This window comes from Flavobacterium sp. A45, assembly GCF_002001005.1.
Classification (GTDB): Bacteria; Bacteroidota; Bacteroidia; order Flavobacteriales; family Flavobacteriaceae; genus Flavobacterium.
This window is the reverse complement of the sequence record NZ_MUNX01000086.1, coordinates 17,429-34,035: the sequence shown is the minus strand read 5'-3', so window position 1 is coordinate 34,035 and position 16,607 is coordinate 17,429. Positions and strand designations below refer to the sequence as shown.

The following is a 16,607-nucleotide window of genomic DNA, read 5'->3' as shown; positions in this document are numbered from 1 at the left end:
AAAACGCTCTGTTTTCTTATCTTGCACCTCTTTTAATTTAACACTCTAAATCCGTTTTTCGTGTCATTATTAATTTCAAAATCAACTCAAATTGAATTTTTAAATAGACCAGAATCATTGCGGAATTTCGATTCATTGCAATTGGAAACAAATTAATTCTTCAATTTTGTATCAATAGTAATTGGCACTTTATAAAAAATACCTTTTTGAAAATTTACTGTTTGGACCGTGGAAGCATTTACTGATGTAGTGATTGCATTAAATTTAAATTCTCCCGTAATTGTATGGTTTACTGCGTCCAACTCAGTGATTACAATTTGGCCTTCACCACTATTTATACCAGTTGAAAAGATAGTATTTACATCACCTACTTTTTCCGCCAATGTTGCTTTATTAATAAGGTCAACTCCCAAAGGATAAGTTTGAACCGAAGTTGACGAAGTTTTAAGTGTTAAAATTTCATTTTTTTGATATGCCTCAATAGTCAAGGAACCATCAGCTGCTTCAACAGCTGTAAACAAGGTAGCCCTCCAAATCACATTGTCTTTTAATCCTTGAACAGCAGGATTATTAAATTTGACTTGATCCTCACAAGATACTAAAATAAAAAACAGGGCTATAACCGAAAAGAACCTACTCATATAAATTGATTTTGATTCACAAAAATAAAGGTTTTCAATCTCATTTATGTGTTTTCTTATTTAAAATAAAACTAAAAAAAACAGCTAACAAACTATAAATCATTAAAATAATAAACTTTTTAGATTGTTTCGAGAAAAGATGTATCTTTGCACCCTTAATTAATCGAGGTCGAGTACCTCAAAATTTAATCACAAGATTATGTCAGTAAAAATTAGATTACAAAGACACGGTAAAAAACAAAAACCTTTTTACTGGGTTGTAGCAGCAGATGCTCGCTCAAAAAGAGATGGTAAATACTTAGAGAAAATCGGTACTTACAATCCAAACACTAACCCAGCAACTATCGAATTAAACCTTGATAGTGCAGTAAAATGGCTGCACAATGGTGCTCAACCAACTGATACTGCAAAAGCAATTCTTTCTTACAAAGGTGCTTTATTGAAACACCACCTTGATGGAGGTATCCGTAAAGGAGCTTTAACTCAAGAACAAGCTGATGCAAAATTAGCTGCTTGGTTAGAAGCTAAAGCTGGAAAAGTGGATGCTAAAAAAGAAGGTTTGACTAAAGCTCAAGCTGCTGATAAAGCAAAAGCTTTCAAAGCAGAACAAGAAGTAAACGCAAAACGTTTAGCTGCTGCTGCACAAGCAGAAGCTGATGCTATTGCTGCTGCAACTCCTGCTGTTGAAGAAGAAGTTGTTGCTGAAGTAGAAGCCGAAGAAGCTCCTGCTGCAGAAGAAAATAACGAAACAACTGAAGCATAATTTAGAAGGCGAAAATGCGTAAAGAAGATTGTTTCTATTTGGGTAAAATCGCCAAAAAATTTAGTTTCAAAGGGGAAGTTCTTGCTTATTTAGACACGGACGAACCTGAGTTATACGAAAACTTGGAATCAGTGTTTGTTGAATGCAACAAACACTTGGTTCCTTTTTTTATTGAAAATAGCTCGTTACACAAAAATGATTTCCTCAGAATTCGTTTTGAAGATGTTAATACCGAAGAAGAAGCCGATGCTTTATTAGGTAATGACTTGTATCTTCCTTTAAAAATGTTACCCAAACTTACGGGTAATAAATTCTACTTTCATGAAGTTATTGGCTTTGAAGTAGAAGACAAACGTCTAGGATATGTTGGAGAAATCCAATCTATCAATGATACCACTGCTCAGCCTCTTTTTGAAGTACTCAAAGATGGTGTTGAAATCCTAATTCCTATGATTGACCATTTCTTGGTTAAAATTGACAGGGAAAACAAAAAAGTCATTATGGATTTACCGGAAGGCTTGATTGAGATGTACCTATAAAAAAGTATTCAGTGTTCAGTTTTTAGTTTACAGTTGCTCAAAAATCTGAAATTGTTAATCTTCAATCGCAACTCTCTATGTCTAAATTCCAATTCAAACAATTTTCTCTTGAACAAGATCGCTGTGCGATGAAAATCGGTACTGACGGTGTATTATTGGGCGCATGGGCTTCTATAGAAAACAATCCATTCAGCATTTTAGACATTGGAACTGGAACCGGAATTATAGCTTTGATGCTGGCGCAAAGAAGCCATGCTGAAAAAATCGATGCACTGGAAATTGACGAAGATGCTTATGAACAAGCCGTCGATAATTTTGAAAACTCCCCTTGGAGTGATCGTTTATTTTGCTTTCATGCCGGAGTAGATGAATTTGTAGAAGAACCCGAAGATGAATATGACTTAATTGTTTCCAATCCTCCCTTTTATACCGAAGATTACAAAACAGAAAACCCACAACGTGATTTGGCTCGTTTTGCCGATGCATTGCCTTTTGAAGATTTAATTGAAGCAGCAGCATTGTTACTTTCGGAAAATGGAATCTTTAGCGTTATTATTCCTTTTAAAGAAGAAGAAAAATTTGTAGCTATTGCCAAAGAATACGAATTACATCCTTTTAAAATGACTAGAGTTAAAGGTAATCCAACCTCTGAAATTAAACGCAGCCTATTAGCTTTTAGCAGAAATGAAAGTGATACTGTTTTGACAGATGAATTGATTATCGAAACAGGCAGACATATCTACACTCCTGAATATATCGAATTGACAAAAGACTTCTATCTAAAGATGTAAATATTATCAACATCGAACAATACTCCCTTCAAATAAATACATTTGGATTAATAAATAATTTCTTAAATTTGGGTTAAAATCTATCCAAATTGCGAACAGTTTTATGGCAAGCAATTCAAAAACCTAGAACCACAAGAAACTTTATTATGAATAAAAACCAAATACCATTAGAAATTAACGGAATAAGTGAAAGTATATATGCAGGATTCTGGACGAGATTTGCCTCACTTCTTTTAGATGCTATTATCACCTTACCTATAATATATCTGACATTATATCTAAATGGTCTAGGCAAAAATATTTATTTCTACACTCTTATACCCAATTTTGGTTTTGGCCTTTGGTATTATATTTACTTAACTAAAAAATACGGCGGCACACCAGGCAAATTAATTACTGGCATGAAAATAATCAAATTGAATGGAGAATCAATTGAATGGAGAGAAGCCTTTCTAAGACATTCTGTATTATTAGCTTTAACATTATTAAGTATTATAATGATGTCCTCATGTCTTTTATCAGCTGATGAAATAATTTTCAATAATTTAGGATGGCTAAAACGCTCACAATATTTAATGTCTTTATCTCCACTGTTTTTTTTAATTTATACATGGGCTACTAATATTTGGATTTACAGCGAATTCATAGTTCTTTTAACAAATAAAAGAAAAAGAGCTATTCATGATTATATAGCAGGAACAGTAATTGTGAAAGCAAAATACATTGAAAAAATTCGAGAAACGATGAATATTAAGAACTAAATTGATTTCATCAACCACAGGCATTTGGATTCAATAGGGTTTTAGTAGAATAGACATTTTTATCAATAATTACTTTTATTCAAAACCCTGCTATTAAATCCCCTGCCACTTCAACCTCAAACTTTAATTCATAAACCAACCTCCGATCAATACTTATGAAAATTAAATTTACTCTTTTTCTTGTCTTCTTTTTATCAATAAAAATATTAGCTCAAGCTCCAGCTGTTTCCAATAAAAAATTTTCAATTGGAAGCTATGGACGAATCGGAATAGCCCATAGTTTGGGAGCAGCTGATAGCGAATTCCCTCAATCTCTCAATTTAAACGGAATGGGATCTATTGGAGGGAGGTTTGAAGAAAACGACTATTTAGAATTAGCAACTGCCTTGCATTTGACCCCAACTATTGCTGGCAAAGATACTACCAAAATCAATATTCAGGCACGATTTGCCTTTTATACTTCACAAGGTCAATTAATAGGAAATGTATCCGACAAATCCATCGGCGGAATCACAACGGCTTTGCCAGAATTATTTGCTGAAGCCAATAACATAATGGGTAGTGACTGGAGCGTATGGTTAGGAGCGCGATTATTTCGAGGTGATGATATCCATATAGCAGATCATTATTATTTTGATGATCACAGCGGACAAGGTGTTGGGATCAAACATAAAAACACTCAGTTTGCGGTTATTTACACTGGTTCAATCGATACTACATCAACATTACCTCCCAACTTCTATCTGAATATTGTCAATGGAACACCAACTCTGGGTTTACGCAACCGCTATGTTTCTATATTAGAGCATACTTTAATTACAAAGAAAGGGTATGTAAAATTACTTTGTGAATTTCAACGACTACCATCAGGTACCACCCAAGATGCAACCACAAAGTACAATTACCCAGCGGATGTTGGCTATGTAGTTGGTGCAAAATACTTTAAAAACATTTCAACCAAACTCCCTGGCTCATTTAATACCATAAGTGCTCGTTATGGCGCCGGAATCGCTAATGGAGGCGATGGAGGAAGCAGTCGAACCTATGTAACTTATGGTGGTCCAAATTTGGAAACCAACAGTTTTAGAAAAGCCTATTCTCTTGCTCTTACCGAAACTTTTTTATTGAACCTCACCAAAAAATACTCTCTTAATGGATATGCGATTTACACCAAAAGCAGGGGAGCTAGCGACAGTCTAAATACTACAACGGATTATTTGGGCAAAAAAATATTATTCAACCGAAAACAAGATATTGCTCTTGGCGCAAGGGGCACGTGGTATATTAAAAACTGGCTGCATTTGCTCCATGAAGTTGATCTTGCCTGGCGGAAGGATGGTACTCAGGATTTTGCACAAATGACCAAATTTACCATTGCTCCAACATTCGTCCCAACCTCTGAACGAAGTGTATGGGCTCGACCACATTTCAGACTCGTTTATAGCGTGGCACATTATAACGAATTTGCTTCAAACAACCTCTACTCTCCCTATCTCGCACAAAGCGGAATCAAAAGTTGGGGGCAATATATAGGAGCAAAAGTAGAATGGTGGATCTGGTAAATAAAAAAAGCCCTAATAATATTCAGATTCAAAATCAAAACATTATTAGGGCTTATTACTTTTATCAAACAAACTTATCATAGCTGAAAAGACTTGTCTCTATTATATTTTTAGAGATAATCATTATCCCTTGACAATATTATTTAGCTAAACAAAAGGTGCTTTCTGGATCAACATCTCCGTCTGGTATATTTTTACAATGAAAAGTTCTTTTAACTGTAAAACAATCATCGTCAATACTCACAATTGTCATAACGATTTTATCACCTACTTCCATTTGAGACTCGGCAAGTTTTTTTACACAGGTAACTTCATACTCACAGTCGGTCGTCCACTTTACACTCCAAACCAATTGAAGCACTCCATTATCATAACTTTCTTGAGTCGCTCCTTTTATCACAAAAGTCCTTTTAGGATAATCAGGATTAAATGCTTTTATATTTTTTAATTTACTACAATCTAAGGCTTGCGAATACCCTATTGTTCCTACTACTAGAAATAAAATAAGTAAAAGTTTCTTTTTCATAATTTTGATTTAGGTTAATTTTTGGGGAAAAAATAACGGATTAATATCTATTAATTTGTTTAGCAATATTACAAAATTGTATATCTCAATCCAATACTTACTTTTACTTTCTTGCATTCATCTAAACACCTGAATTACTTAAACATACATTAAAAATTAATGTATTATATTACTTTTTAAAAAAAATAAAAATACTTAAACCAGAAAAAAATGTTTGAAATTCTTAAATAATTTAAACTAATATTTTTCTAATAAATTTATTTTTTGACTGCTATTCGTTATTCCAGTGATGGTCAGATATAAATCCATTGCTGTATACTCACTTGAAGTATCATTTTTTTATTAAAAATATTTTTTATAACAATATAGATTAGTTTTGTTATATTTCTTTGTGTAGATTTGTAACAATAAAACAGTTATATCATGAGACCCGATTTATTTCAAGCCCCAGATTATTACAATCTAGATGATTTATTAAGTGAGGAACACAAACTAGTTCGTGACTCCGCCCGTGCTTGGGTAAAACGAGAAGTTTCTCCCATTATAGAAGAATACGCTCAAAAAGCTGAATTTCCTAAACAAATTATAAAAGGCCTTGGTGAAATAGGTGGTTTTGGTCCTTATATCCCAGTTGAATATGGTGGAGCTGGATTAGACCAAATCTCTTATGGTTTAATAATGCAAGAAATAGAACGTGGTGATTCAGGCGTTCGTTCTACTTCATCAGTACAATCCTCTTTGGTAATGTATCCTATTTGGAAATATGGAAATGAAGAACAGAGAATGAAATATTTACCAAAACTAGCCACAGGAGAATTCATGGGTTGTTTTGGTTTAACCGAACCTAATTATGGCTCGGATCCAGGAAGTATGATTACCAATTTTAAAGATATGGGAGATCACTATCTTTTGAATGGTGCCAAAATGTGGATCTCCAATGCTCCTTTTGCAGATATTGCCATTGTTTGGGCAAAAAATGAAGAGGGAAGAATACACGGATTAATTGTAGAACGCGGAATGGAAGGTTTTACAACTCCTGAAACGCATAACAAATGGTCGCTTCGCGCATCCTCTACTGGTGAATTGATATTTGACAATGTAAAAGTGCCTAAAGAAAATTTATTGCCAAACAAATCCGGATTGGGAGCTCCGCTAGGGTGTTTGGATTCTGCAAGATATGGAATTGCATGGGGTGCTATTGGCGCTGCAATGGATTGTTATGACACTGCTCTACGCTACGCCAAAGAAAGAATTCAATTTGACAAACCTATTGCTGGAACTCAATTACAGCAAAAAAAATTGGCCGAAATGATTACCGAAATCACCAAAGCACAATTGCTAACTTGGAGACTTGGAGTTCTAAGAAATGAAGGCAGAGCAACAACTGCACAAATCTCTATGGCAAAAAGAAACAATGTCGACATGGCCATTCATATAGCACGTGAAGCAAGACAAATGCTTGGCGGGATGGGAATTACCGGAGAATATTCAATCATGCGTCATATGATGAATCTAGAATCGGTAATTACTTACGAAGGAACCCACGACATTCATTTATTGATTACAGGGATGGATATTACCGGAATTCCAGCTTTCAAATAACACTAGACAACTATTAAAGTATTTATAAAATTGATAGTCAAAGCTTCTTGGTAACGAGAAGCTTTTTTAATTTTACATCAAAAAAAGTAACCAATGAATATTGCAACAATCAATACTGGCATTCAAATCCAAAAACAACAATTATTAAACCATTCTTTATACCAAAAAATAAATACCGTTGAAGATTTACATCAATTCTTAGAAAACCACGTATATGCTGTTTGGGATTTTATGTCTTTGTTAAAAGCTTTGCAAAATAAATTAACATGTACTTCAACACCTTGGTTTGCGACACCACATCCTGAGACTAGATACTTAATTAATGAAATTGTATTAGCAGAAGAAAGCGACTTAAGCATTGACGGCCGACGCCTAAGTCATTTTGAAATGTATTTAGAAGCGATGCAAGATTGTGGCGCCAAAACGAACAGCATTGAGCATTTTTTAGAAGAAGTCAATTCCCTACAGAACATATTTGTAGCCATCAAAAAAAGTAACTTACACCCAAATATTAAAGCATTTCTTGATTTTACTTTTAAAGTTATCGAAGAAGGGAAACCACACAAAATAGCCGCAGCTTTTACTTTTGGAAGAGAAGATTTGATTCCAAAAATGTTTACCGAAATTTTAAAAAATTTTCAATCAAAATTTCCTGACAATGATTTAAACAAACTACTGTATTACTTTGAAAGACATATCGAACTAGATGCTGATGAGCATGGTCCCATGGCAATGAAGATGATTACCGAACTTTGTGGTGATGATTCCAAAAAATGGTCAGAAGTGGAAGCGATCTCGATTTTAGCTTTAGAAAAAAGAATCGGACTTTGGGATGCCATAGAAGAACAGATTGTCCTCAAAGCCGAAATGGTTTAAAGAAATAAATACTCAACGTAAGAATTCCTTAATTTTAATTTCCCAAAAAATGGATTATACATTAAAAATAGGCCTGTTATTCTTAAGTCTTCTTTTTATAGATTGCCAATCAGACAATACTGAAATAAAATCTGTTGTTCCTTCGCAAAATCCTAAACCGACGGAGTTAACATTGCCAACCAAATCTAAACCGATCAAATATTTAGCTTTAGGAGACAGTTATACTATAGGACAAAGTGTGTGTGAAAGCTGTCGTTTCCCTGAACAATTAAAAAACAAACTTTATAATTTAAACACACAAAACACCATTTCGCTAGATATAATTGCAAAAACAGGATGGACAACCAGTAGTTTAATATCGGCAATAAGCAATCAAAAGCCTAGTAATGATTATGATCTAATCACTTTACTCATTGGGGTAAACAATCAATATCAAGGAAATTCTTTCTCAGTATATGAAAAAGAATTTCCTGATTTAGTTACTAAAGCCATTTTATTGGCAAAGGGGGATAAATCGAATTTAATAGTAGTCTCAATTCCAGATTATGCATTCACACCATTTGGCAATGGAAACAAAAAAATCTCTACAGAAATAGATCAATACAATTCTTATGCGCAAAACTATTGTGCAAAAAACGACATAGTATTTGTAAACATTACAGAAATCACCAGACAAGGTATATCAAATACGAGTCTAGTTGCTTCAGACAATTTACATCCTTCTGAAAAAGCATATACTTTATTTGTAGAACGCATTTTACCAAAAGCAGTTAGTGTTTTACAAAAATAAAAATTATTAATTTTCTGGAGCCAACTCCAATTCCAACCCTTCAAGGCTTTCAGTAATAGGGATTTGACACCCCAAACGGCTGTTTGATTTTACATAAAAAGCTTCTGATAACATAGCTTCTTCATCATCACCCATTTCTGGCAATGGGACATCATTCAGAACATAACATTGACAGGAAGCGCACATCGCCATACCACCACAAGTTCCTTCAACCGGAAGCTCATAGGCTTTGCACAATTCCATTATGTTCATCGCCATATCTGTCGGGGCTTGTAATTCATGAACAACTCCTTCTCTATCTTTAATTTTTATTAAAACGTCCATTCTGTAATTTAACTTTTATTAAAAAATCGAAGTTGTTTAAAACCTCGATTTTAATCCTTTATTGTAAGATCCAATGCGTAATCTTTACTATTTTCGTTATTATGAATTTTCAAACCAATAACATCTGCCTGATTCACTATGAAAGTAACTTTCACTGGCGGTGCGTAAGAACCTTCAAAAGTTTTAAACACTAATTTTCCCTCATAGGTTAAACTCAGCAAACCATTTTTTTCAGTTTTACTTTTAGTTAATACTTGCGAATCCAATACCGCTGTAATGTATGCGCTTTTATCCAACATCTTAGCCTTGCCTCCGCTTAGTTCAGTCAAAAATTCAGCATTAGCTATCTTTAATTGTCCTTGTCTATTTGAAAAAATATCAACCATGGAACTGTAATTAACTTCATTCCATTCATCATCTTCAACCAGAACATGTGTTTTGGACACATATGCCTCTTGAATTGGTTCTTGTCCATAATTTTTATAAAAACACAAAAATAGAACAATTAATAAGTACTTCTTTCTCATAATTCAAATTTTATAGGTTAGTGCTACAAAAGTAAATTTTTATTTGAATTTTCAAAGAAAAAAATATTGAATTATTCACATGCTTTTTTGTGTATAATAAAATAAACTGCTGTTTTATTGGTAATTCATTAATAATAATCTTTTAAAAAAACCTTTTTATTGAATTTTAACAAGTACGAACCCTTTATTTAACAAGAGTAAATATGACTTTTATCATTTTTTACTTGACTATTTTTCAATACAAAATCATCCTTAAGATCAAAACAAACAACCAATTATCTATTTTTCAGCGCCTTACATAACATTAACAACTGTTTCTATTTGAGGAGCATACTTTTTAATGGTTGTCTCCACTCCTGCTCTTAAAGTCATTTGATTTACGCTACAACTTGTACACGCTCCTTCAAGGCGTACTTTTACGTGTTTTCCTTCATCAATTGAAATAAGCGTAATGTCTCCACCATCTGAATTCAGAAAAGGTCTGATTTCCTCTAGTGCTTTTAGAACATTATTTGTTAATTCTTCTGTTTTCATATTTAGATTATTCGAATTTATGATTATTCGATTATTGGATTGCTCGATTATTCTAAAAATCGAGCGCTCTAAAAATCTTATTTCTTAACAGCCGAACATCCGGCCATTGTTGTAATTTTGATTGCCTCAGTAGGTTCGAGATTTTCATTTCTGTTTACAACTTCACTAACTACGTTTCGTGTTATCTCGTCAAAAACATTTTCAATAATAGAACCTGTTTGCAATGCTGCCGGACGACCATAATCTCCAGCTTCGCGAATAGACTGCACAATTGGCACTTCTCCTAGAAAAGCAACTCCTAAATCTTCTGCAAGATCCTTAGCTCCTTCTTTTCCAAAGATATAATATTTATTGTTAGGCAATTCTTCTGGTGTAAAATAGGCCATGTTCTCTACAATTCCCAAAACAGGTACATTTATCGCTTCTGACAAAAACATAGAAACTCCTTTCTTGGCATCAGCAAGTGCAACAGCTTGTGGTGTACTTACTACAACAGCACCAGTAACTGGCAGTGATTGCATAATTGATAAATGAATATCTCCTGTTCCTGGAGGCAAATCAATCAACATAAAGTCTAATTCTCCCCAATTGGCATCAAAAATCATCTGATTCAACGCTTTAGATGCCATTGGACCTCTCCAGATTACCGCTTGACTTGGAGAAGTAAAAAATCCTATAGATAGCATTTTTACGCCATAACTTTCAACCGGTTTCATCTTTGATTTCCCATCAACCTCAACCGAAATTGGTTTTTCATTTTCTACATCAAACATGATTGGCATCGATGGGCCATAAATATCGGCATCCAATATCCCTACTGCAAATCCCATTTTAGCTAATGTTACCGCTAAATTGGCCGTAACAGTTGATTTTCCAACACCCCCTTTACCAGAAGCAACTGCGATAATATTTTTTATCCCTGGAATAGCTTTTCCTTTGATTTCATTCTTTTCCGGAACTTCTACTTTTATGTTTACTTTAATTTTGGCATCTGGTGAAACCAAATCATGAATTGTTTTTCTAATATCATCTTCAGCTCTTTTCTTGATGTGCATTGCTGGTGTATGCAAAACTAAATCAACAACAACCTCATCTCCAAAAGTCACCACATTTGCAATGGCGCCACTTTCTACCATATTTTTACCTTCTCCAGCAATAGTTATTGTTTCTAATGCCTTAAGAATATCTTTTCTATCTAATTTCATGCGTAAGTATTTTTTTTATTTGGAACATTCTATCACCCTAAAATTGATTTTATTTAAAATCTTGTGATTAACTCTTACAGATTTTTAAGTCTAGAACACCTTTAAAACCTATCTTTATTTAAACTAATTTTAGATTGCAAAGATAACGGATTATGTTCTTATTATAAAGGATTTGGATTGGATTTATTGATAGTGACACATATTTAAACCTATAGTTACTGTTGTCGTTTTTGCACTTATAAAATCATTCAAAAACAGTAACTACAAATAGAAGAAATACAGAATTAAAACTTCATTTGGGGATCCCAAAAAACATCCTCAAAGTTAATAATCTGATTATCCTCGACAACAATACCCTCACTTTCGAGTAATTGTTGCATCAGATTGGTTCCGTCAAAATGGTGTTTTCCTGTTAGCAATCCTTTTCTATTAACCACTCGATGTGCAGGAACGTCTTCAAGATTGTGCGCAGCATTCATAGCCCAACCCACCATTCTGGCAGAACGTGCTGCTCCCAAAACTTTGGCAATTGCGCCATAAGATGTGACTTTCCCATATGGAATTTGTCTGGCTACAGCATAAACTCTTTCAAAAAAATTGTCGTTTGTTAATTCCATTTTTTTATCCAAAATACCCCTTAATGAGCTTGAAAAGTGTAACTATCGAAACCAATCCGGTAATAGAACCTATAATATAATTTCCATTATTGATCAAAAAAGAGGATTTTGCTTCCCTTTTTTTGAAATATACAATATAGAGATAAAAAACCAAGAATGAACCAACCACAACACCAGCTACAAATGCAGAAATAAAAGATTCCAAAAAATAAAAATACCCATAAGTAGATAGCGTGATGGACACAAAAACATAATACGGAATAGGGAATAAATTCAATGCTGAGAGTAACATTCCCAAAAAAAAGCGATTCGTTTTACTGCGAACTTTGGTTTCCGACTTAGGCAATTTTGGTTTTTGGGCCTTCCAAAAAAAATAAATGGTCAGCGTAATAAATATAAACAGCCCAATTTCCTGAAGACTGCTTATGATATCAGGTCGACTATTGATAAAATTTGCAAATAATAAAGCTAAGAATGTCTGAAAAAAAACAATGACTGTTGCACCTATGGCAAAAGAAATAGCCTCGTTTCTGCCGTCTTTCAAGCTTACTTTTGCCGCTGTCATATTAATCAACCCTGGAGGAGTAATTCCAATTGCAGCTATAATAAATCCGAGAAAAAAAGGCAATAATAATGTCATACTTAATTTGAAATTCCAATTTGTAGTATCAGCTACAAACTGAAAACCACCTCTGAAAACTATTTGATTTTAAAACGAATATACGTAATTGCTTTGTTAATTTCCAAATATTGTTTTTCGTAAAATGTCTGAAAAGCAGTTACTTCTTCTGGACTTCCTTCGTTTACATAAACATTATGATTGGCATACAAAACCTCGTGACCTTCGCCATGCAACAATCCCAAAGTATAGCCATGCATGAATTCACTATCGGTTTTAAGATTGACAACGCCCTCTTTTTTGAGGATTTTTTTATACAATTGCAGAAATTCTGAATTGGTCATTCTATGCTTCGTTCTTTTATATTTTATTTGGGGATCTGGAAAAGTAATCCAGATTTCATCCACTTCGTTCTCAGCAAAAATGTGGTTGATTAATTCGATTTGAGTTCGAATAAAAGCCACGTTATGCAATCCTGTTTCAACAGCAGTTTTTGCACCACGCCAAAAACGGGCTCCTTTGATATCGATTCCTACAAAGTTTTTATTGGGATATCTCTCGGCCAATCCAACAGAATATTCTCCTTTGCCACAACCCAATTCAAGCACTAATGGATTTTCGTTTTTAAAAAAATCTGAATTCCATTTTCCTCTCAGGGGGAATAAATCTCCGACTACTTCTTCTCTTGTTGGTTGAAAAACGTTATTGAATGTTTCGTTTTCTTTGAACCTTTTTAATTTATTTTTACTTCCCACGATATAATTGCTATTTCGGCAAAATTAAGGAATAATATAAGAATGAAAGCTTAAGTAACGAAAAAATCAAAAATTATCGTTTGGGTTGCATCTTTTGTATCAAAACATCTTCAATAGGTGCAATGATCTTTACCACTTCATTAGTATTATCATTTGGAATGGTCATCGATAAAACATAATGTTTAACTTTCCATTCTTTACCTATTTTTACGAGAACGCCCGAACCTCTGCAAATTTTCATTTGAGTATTCAGCAACTCATCAAACCAAGCTAATTTACCGGATTTATCAAAATAAATATTGCGGTCAATAGCTTTAAAACTCCAAGCTTTTCCTTTATCAAAATAAGGCTTTGCAAATGCTTGAAACGCTTTCAAGTCCCAATTTTCAGTAGGATCGGTTCCAATATAAATAGCATCTTCGGTCATCATTCCGAAATAAACATCGAATTTAGCTTCGGCTGCCGCCTTATGCCAAGCATCAAGCGTTTTATTAACTTGTTCTTTTTCGTCGGATTCTTTATATTGCAAAGAATCAAAACTGACTAATGTCAATACCGCTAAACTTAAAAATAATGCTCTCATGATTTACTTTTTTTATTATCCTTTGGAAGACTTCCCATTTTAATTTTCATTTCACCATTATTTCCGTCCACAACCAACAAATGCAACACGATTCCTTTGTATCGCTTGGCTTCTCTTTCTTTTAGATCTTTAATTTTATAATCATCTTCTGGATTTCTAAGCGGAATCGTCAACCCTAATTTAGTCCCTTTCTTGAATGAATAAATACCCTCAACATCAAAATTCAACACATTCGAACTCACTTTAAAATAATCAACATTTACAAAACTACCACTCATATTCAATTGTCCTGACAAATCATTAAAAACAATATGTTTTACATCTCTGTTTGGAAAAGCAAACTTGCCAATTTTTATTATTGGCTTAAAATCGTTCAGTTCCCCTTTTTTGATATCATAATACAAATTTCCTTTAACCGAATCGTCAACCAAATCTCCATTTTGAGTCATTTTTGCCGACATGTCAGCCGTTGCCGAAAGATTTCCTTTTATATCATTAGGCTGAAAGGATGTAATTCCGAAATTTTTGAAAGATGTTAAAAATTGAGGAATGTTAACCGTTGCAATATTTACATTTGTTTTTACATCAAATAAATTACCATTTGGAATTAATTGAGAAGCGAATGTTATTTTCCCCCCGCAGGTTTCAATTGCTCCTTGTTTGACAAAAAATTGTCGATTCTTGGCGACAACAATAATTTTTGCATTTTTGGCAGTCAAATTAGAATACACCATTTTGTCAAGATTTAAATTTAAAACTACTTGACATTTTTCAACAAGCGTTATTCGTTTTTTAATATCTGATTTGCTTGCTACTTTTTTAACCTCGTTCTTTTTTTCACTATGAGCCAAAACACTCATAAACTTTTTTACATCCATAAAAGGGCTATTGATATTCAAGACAGCCACCATTTTTGCGGGATCATCATAATAGAGATTAAGAAAATTGTTTATTCTTCCATCTAAGAAAAAAATATTTTTATCTCTTTGATACTTAATATTTCTAATAAATAAAGCTTCGTCTGTAAAATCAAGGAGAATATTCGTTTGAAAAGTAAGGTTTTTAGACCTTAAAAGCATATTGGCCTTTTCTATATTTACTTTTCCAGTAAAGTGAGGTTTTGATATTCGCAAGTCCACAATATTGACATTGAATTTTAAATCAACATTGGCTGTTCCACCATTAAACTTTATAAATTCATCCCCAAAAACATTTCCTAAATTTTCCACCTCAAACTTGGAATGCAAATCTCCAGTTGCAACCGGTTTTTCTAAATTATTAATAGCTGCCGCTGGAATTACTATTGGTATTCCCTTATAATTTCCTTTAAAATTTTTGACTATAACGGCCGAATTGATATCATTATTCCCCAAGCCATTCTTAAAATTATTGATATATCTCCCTTCAAAACTACAATCTGTGGTTTCCCCTTCTGAAGAAACCAAGACATTATCCTTGATTTGGGCATCAACAATAATTTCGGGATCTCCCTCGGCATTCATGTCGCCAATAATACTGCATTGGGCATCCAGAGGTTTGGTTAAGTTAAAATGATTCAGAATTTTAAACAAATGTGGGTCCAACAAATGAGCTGCGTTCAGCCATAAAATCTTTGTTTTGATATTAATATTCATTATTGGATGTTCTTTTTCTAAGCCAAAACTCGCTTTAATATCAAAATCATCTTCACCAATCCCAAGTTCTTCTGTAAGCACATCGATTTTATTTTTTGCTTTAGAAAATTGAACCGCTAATTTTCCTTTTACTCTTTTGTCTTTAATAAAACTTCCGTGTTTGGTATTGAAAGCCATACTTTTGGCAAAAACATCAAGATGCAAATCAGTATCCCAACCATCATCGGTATAATTTATTTTACTTTTTAAAGAAGCCACTTCAAAATGGAATAATTTATTTCTTTGCAGATTTTGAGAAATAAAGACCACATTCTTAAAATCAACCTCATCGATTTCAGTTTCAGTTTTACTTTTTGGCTTATTTGTTTTGGGTTTTGGTCTAAAAATATTCGAATTGGAAACACCGTTTTTATCTTTAAACAAATCGATTTTAGTGTCGATCAATACAACTTTCTCAATATCGACTTTTTTGTTCAACAAACTTAGCACATTCAGTCGCACTTCGATTTCCTCGGCCTTAAGCACGCTTCTTTTATGCACGGCATACAAACTGTCCTGCAATTCTACTTTATTCAGAACTACCGTAAAGTTGGGAAAACCTATTAAAAATTTGTACCCCACATCGCCAATGCTCGCATGACCCGAAATATTATCATTGATTTTTTGATTGATCTCGGTCATTATGCTTTCTTTGTTTTGAATAAAATAAATCCGCAATCCAATAAAGAAAACAAGTATTAACCCTAAGAAACCAATAATAAAATAGCTAATTCTTTTTAAAATTTTTCTAAATCTATCTGTTTTGAAAAATCCTTTTCCTTTTTCTATAATCCCACCCATACTTTTTATTTAGATTTTATATTTTAAAAAAATAATGTTTATTGGTCCCAACAACTTAAATTTAATAATCCGCAAAACTACTCGTCTTAAATCAAAGTTAACATAATATATTACAAAA

19 protein-coding genes are annotated in these 16,607 nt (G+C 33.3%); 8 read left to right on the top strand and 11 right to left on the bottom strand.

Annotated elements, in window-relative coordinates:
- Positions 1 to 152 precede the first annotated feature (152 nt).
- Entirely contained in the window at positions 153 to 641 is a 489-nt protein-coding gene (locus B0E44_RS10385) for a DUF6252 family protein (RefSeq protein ID WP_077374086.1), read from the bottom strand.
- Positions 642 to 840: 199 nt separating this feature from the next.
- Here B0E44_RS10385 and B0E44_RS10380 point away from each other — a divergent pair, with 199 nt between their 5' ends.
- From B0E44_RS10380 to B0E44_RS10360, 5 genes are all read left to right on the top strand, one after another.
- Positions 841 to 1,404, top strand: coding sequence for a 30S ribosomal protein S16 (locus tag B0E44_RS10380; RefSeq protein ID WP_077374082.1), 564 nt, complete (start codon positions 841 to 843; stop codon positions 1,402 to 1,404).
- Positions 1,405 to 1,418: 14 nt separating this feature from the next.
- Positions 1,419 to 1,943 (top strand): ribosome maturation factor RimM, encoded by a 525-nt coding sequence (gene rimM, locus B0E44_RS10375; RefSeq protein ID WP_077374079.1) that lies wholly within the window; start codon positions 1,419 to 1,421, stop codon positions 1,941 to 1,943.
- A 77-nt stretch (positions 1,944 to 2,020) separates the two neighbouring features.
- Complete coding sequence (locus B0E44_RS10370) at positions 2,021 to 2,734, top strand: tRNA1(Val) (adenine(37)-N6)-methyltransferase (RefSeq protein ID WP_077374076.1); 714 nt, start codon at positions 2,021 to 2,023, stop codon at positions 2,732 to 2,734.
- Between the two features lie 89 nt (positions 2,735 to 2,823).
- Complete coding sequence (locus tag B0E44_RS10365; protein ID WP_077374073.1) at positions 2,824 to 3,495, top strand: RDD family protein; 672 nt, start codon at positions 2,824 to 2,826, stop codon at positions 3,493 to 3,495.
- A 155-nt stretch (positions 3,496 to 3,650) separates the two neighbouring features.
- Complete coding sequence (locus B0E44_RS10360) at positions 3,651 to 5,057, top strand: carbohydrate porin (RefSeq protein ID WP_077374070.1); 1,407 nt, start codon at positions 3,651 to 3,653, stop codon at positions 5,055 to 5,057.
- 139 nt (positions 5,058 to 5,196) lie between these two features.
- Here B0E44_RS10360 and B0E44_RS10355 read toward each other — a convergent pair whose 3' ends face one another.
- Positions 5,197 to 5,583 carry a hypothetical protein gene (locus tag B0E44_RS10355; RefSeq protein ID WP_077374067.1) on the bottom strand — a complete coding sequence of 129 codons (387 nt, stop codon included), beginning with the start codon at positions 5,581 to 5,583 and terminating at the stop codon, positions 5,197 to 5,199.
- A gap of 423 nt (positions 5,584 to 6,006) precedes the next feature.
- On the opposite strand from B0E44_RS10355, the gene B0E44_RS10350 reads away from it, so the two are divergent.
- The 3 genes from B0E44_RS10350 to B0E44_RS10340 all read left to right on the top strand — a co-directional run bounded on the left by B0E44_RS10350 (position 6,007) and on the right by B0E44_RS10340 (position 8,851).
- On the top strand, positions 6,007 to 7,185 hold the full coding sequence (locus B0E44_RS10350) for an acyl-CoA dehydrogenase family protein (RefSeq protein WP_077374064.1): 1,179 nt from the start codon (positions 6,007 to 6,009) through the stop codon (positions 7,183 to 7,185).
- A 93-nt stretch (positions 7,186 to 7,278) separates the two neighbouring features.
- Positions 7,279 to 8,061 carry a DUF3050 domain-containing protein gene (locus B0E44_RS10345; RefSeq protein WP_077374061.1) on the top strand — a complete coding sequence of 261 codons (783 nt, stop codon included), beginning with the start codon at positions 7,279 to 7,281 and terminating at the stop codon, positions 8,059 to 8,061.
- 49 nt (positions 8,062 to 8,110) lie between these two features.
- Positions 8,111 to 8,851: an SGNH/GDSL hydrolase family protein gene (locus B0E44_RS10340; protein WP_077374059.1), complete on the top strand. Its 741-nt coding sequence runs from the start codon at positions 8,111 to 8,113 to the stop codon at positions 8,849 to 8,851.
- 6 nt (positions 8,852 to 8,857) lie between these two features.
- On the opposite strand, the gene B0E44_RS10335 is transcribed toward B0E44_RS10340, so the two are convergent.
- The 9 genes from B0E44_RS10335 to B0E44_RS10295 form a co-directional block, all read right to left on the bottom strand.
- Entirely contained in the window at positions 8,858 to 9,175 is a 318-nt protein-coding gene (locus B0E44_RS10335) for a 2Fe-2S iron-sulfur cluster-binding protein (RefSeq protein ID WP_073205174.1), read from the bottom strand.
- 50 nt (positions 9,176 to 9,225) lie between these two features.
- On the bottom strand, positions 9,226 to 9,702 hold the full coding sequence (locus B0E44_RS10330) for a hypothetical protein (RefSeq protein ID WP_077374056.1): 477 nt from the start codon (positions 9,700 to 9,702) through the stop codon (positions 9,226 to 9,228).
- A gap of 294 nt (positions 9,703 to 9,996) precedes the next feature.
- Entirely contained in the window at positions 9,997 to 10,236 is a 240-nt protein-coding gene (locus tag B0E44_RS10325) for a NifU family protein (protein WP_077374053.1), read from the bottom strand.
- A gap of 77 nt (positions 10,237 to 10,313) precedes the next feature.
- Positions 10,314 to 11,441, bottom strand: coding sequence for an Mrp/NBP35 family ATP-binding protein (locus B0E44_RS10320; RefSeq protein WP_077374049.1), 1,128 nt, complete (start codon positions 11,439 to 11,441; stop codon positions 10,314 to 10,316).
- 284 nt (positions 11,442 to 11,725) lie between these two features.
- Positions 11,726 to 12,058 carry an MGMT family protein gene (locus tag B0E44_RS10315; protein WP_077374118.1) on the bottom strand — a complete coding sequence of 111 codons (333 nt, stop codon included), beginning with the start codon at positions 12,056 to 12,058 and terminating at the stop codon, positions 11,726 to 11,728.
- 4 nt (positions 12,059 to 12,062) lie between these two features.
- A complete protein-coding gene (locus B0E44_RS10310) occupies positions 12,063 to 12,698 on the bottom strand; it encodes a LysE family transporter (protein ID WP_077374045.1) in 636 nt (211 codons plus the stop codon).
- A 59-nt stretch (positions 12,699 to 12,757) separates the two neighbouring features.
- Positions 12,758 to 13,432 carry a tRNA (guanosine(46)-N7)-methyltransferase TrmB gene (trmB, locus tag B0E44_RS10305; protein ID WP_077374042.1) on the bottom strand — a complete coding sequence of 225 codons (675 nt, stop codon included), beginning with the start codon at positions 13,430 to 13,432 and terminating at the stop codon, positions 12,758 to 12,760.
- A gap of 73 nt (positions 13,433 to 13,505) precedes the next feature.
- A complete protein-coding gene (locus B0E44_RS10300) occupies positions 13,506 to 14,015 on the bottom strand; it encodes a nuclear transport factor 2 family protein (protein WP_077374039.1) in 510 nt (169 codons plus the stop codon).
- On the bottom strand, positions 14,012 to 16,489 hold the full coding sequence (locus tag B0E44_RS10295; RefSeq protein ID WP_077374036.1) for an AsmA family protein: 2,478 nt from the start codon (positions 16,487 to 16,489) through the stop codon (positions 14,012 to 14,014). The genes B0E44_RS10300 and B0E44_RS10295 overlap by 4 nt, the downstream gene beginning before the upstream one ends.
- Positions 16,490 to 16,607: the final 118 nt, after the last annotated feature.

Bases quoted from the DNA above. Each gene is read 5' to 3' on its own strand.
- B0E44_RS10385 (WP_077374086.1), bottom strand. From the start codon at position 641: ATGAGTAGGTTCTTTTCGGTTATAGCCCTGTTTTTTATTTTAGTATCT.
- B0E44_RS10380 (WP_077374082.1), top strand. From the start codon at position 841: ATGTCAGTAAAAATTAGATTACAAAGACACGGTAAAAAACAAAAACCT.
- rimM (WP_077374079.1), top strand. From the start codon at position 1,419: ATGCGTAAAGAAGATTGTTTCTATTTGGGTAAAATCGCCAAAAAATTT.
- B0E44_RS10370 (WP_077374076.1), top strand. From the start codon at position 2,021: ATGTCTAAATTCCAATTCAAACAATTTTCTCTTGAACAAGATCGCTGT.
- B0E44_RS10360 (WP_077374070.1), top strand. From the start codon at position 3,651: ATGAAAATTAAATTTACTCTTTTTCTTGTCTTCTTTTTATCAATAAAA.
- B0E44_RS10355 (WP_077374067.1), bottom strand. From the start codon at position 5,583: ATGAAAAAGAAACTTTTACTTATTTTATTTCTAGTAGTAGGAACAATA.
- B0E44_RS10350 (WP_077374064.1), top strand. From the start codon at position 6,007: ATGAGACCCGATTTATTTCAAGCCCCAGATTATTACAATCTAGATGAT.
- B0E44_RS10345 (WP_077374061.1), top strand. From the start codon at position 7,279: ATGAATATTGCAACAATCAATACTGGCATTCAAATCCAAAAACAACAA.
- B0E44_RS10340 (WP_077374059.1), top strand. From the start codon at position 8,111: ATGGATTATACATTAAAAATAGGCCTGTTATTCTTAAGTCTTCTTTTT.
- B0E44_RS10335 (WP_073205174.1), bottom strand. From the start codon at position 9,175: ATGGACGTTTTAATAAAAATTAAAGATAGAGAAGGAGTTGTTCATGAA.
- B0E44_RS10330 (WP_077374056.1), bottom strand. From the start codon at position 9,702: ATGAGAAAGAAGTACTTATTAATTGTTCTATTTTTGTGTTTTTATAAA.
- B0E44_RS10325 (WP_077374053.1), bottom strand. From the start codon at position 10,236: ATGAAAACAGAAGAATTAACAAATAATGTTCTAAAAGCACTAGAGGAA.
- B0E44_RS10320 (WP_077374049.1), bottom strand. From the start codon at position 11,441: ATGAAATTAGATAGAAAAGATATTCTTAAGGCATTAGAAACAATAACT.
- B0E44_RS10315 (WP_077374118.1), bottom strand. From the start codon at position 12,058: ATGGAATTAACAAACGACAATTTTTTTGAAAGAGTTTATGCTGTAGCC.
- B0E44_RS10310 (WP_077374045.1), bottom strand. From the start codon at position 12,698: ATGACATTATTATTGCCTTTTTTTCTCGGATTTATTATAGCTGCAATT.
- B0E44_RS10300 (WP_077374039.1), bottom strand. From the start codon at position 14,015: ATGAGAGCATTATTTTTAAGTTTAGCGGTATTGACATTAGTCAGTTTT.
- B0E44_RS10295 (WP_077374036.1), bottom strand. From the start codon at position 16,489: ATGGGTGGGATTATAGAAAAAGGAAAAGGATTTTTCAAAACAGATAGA.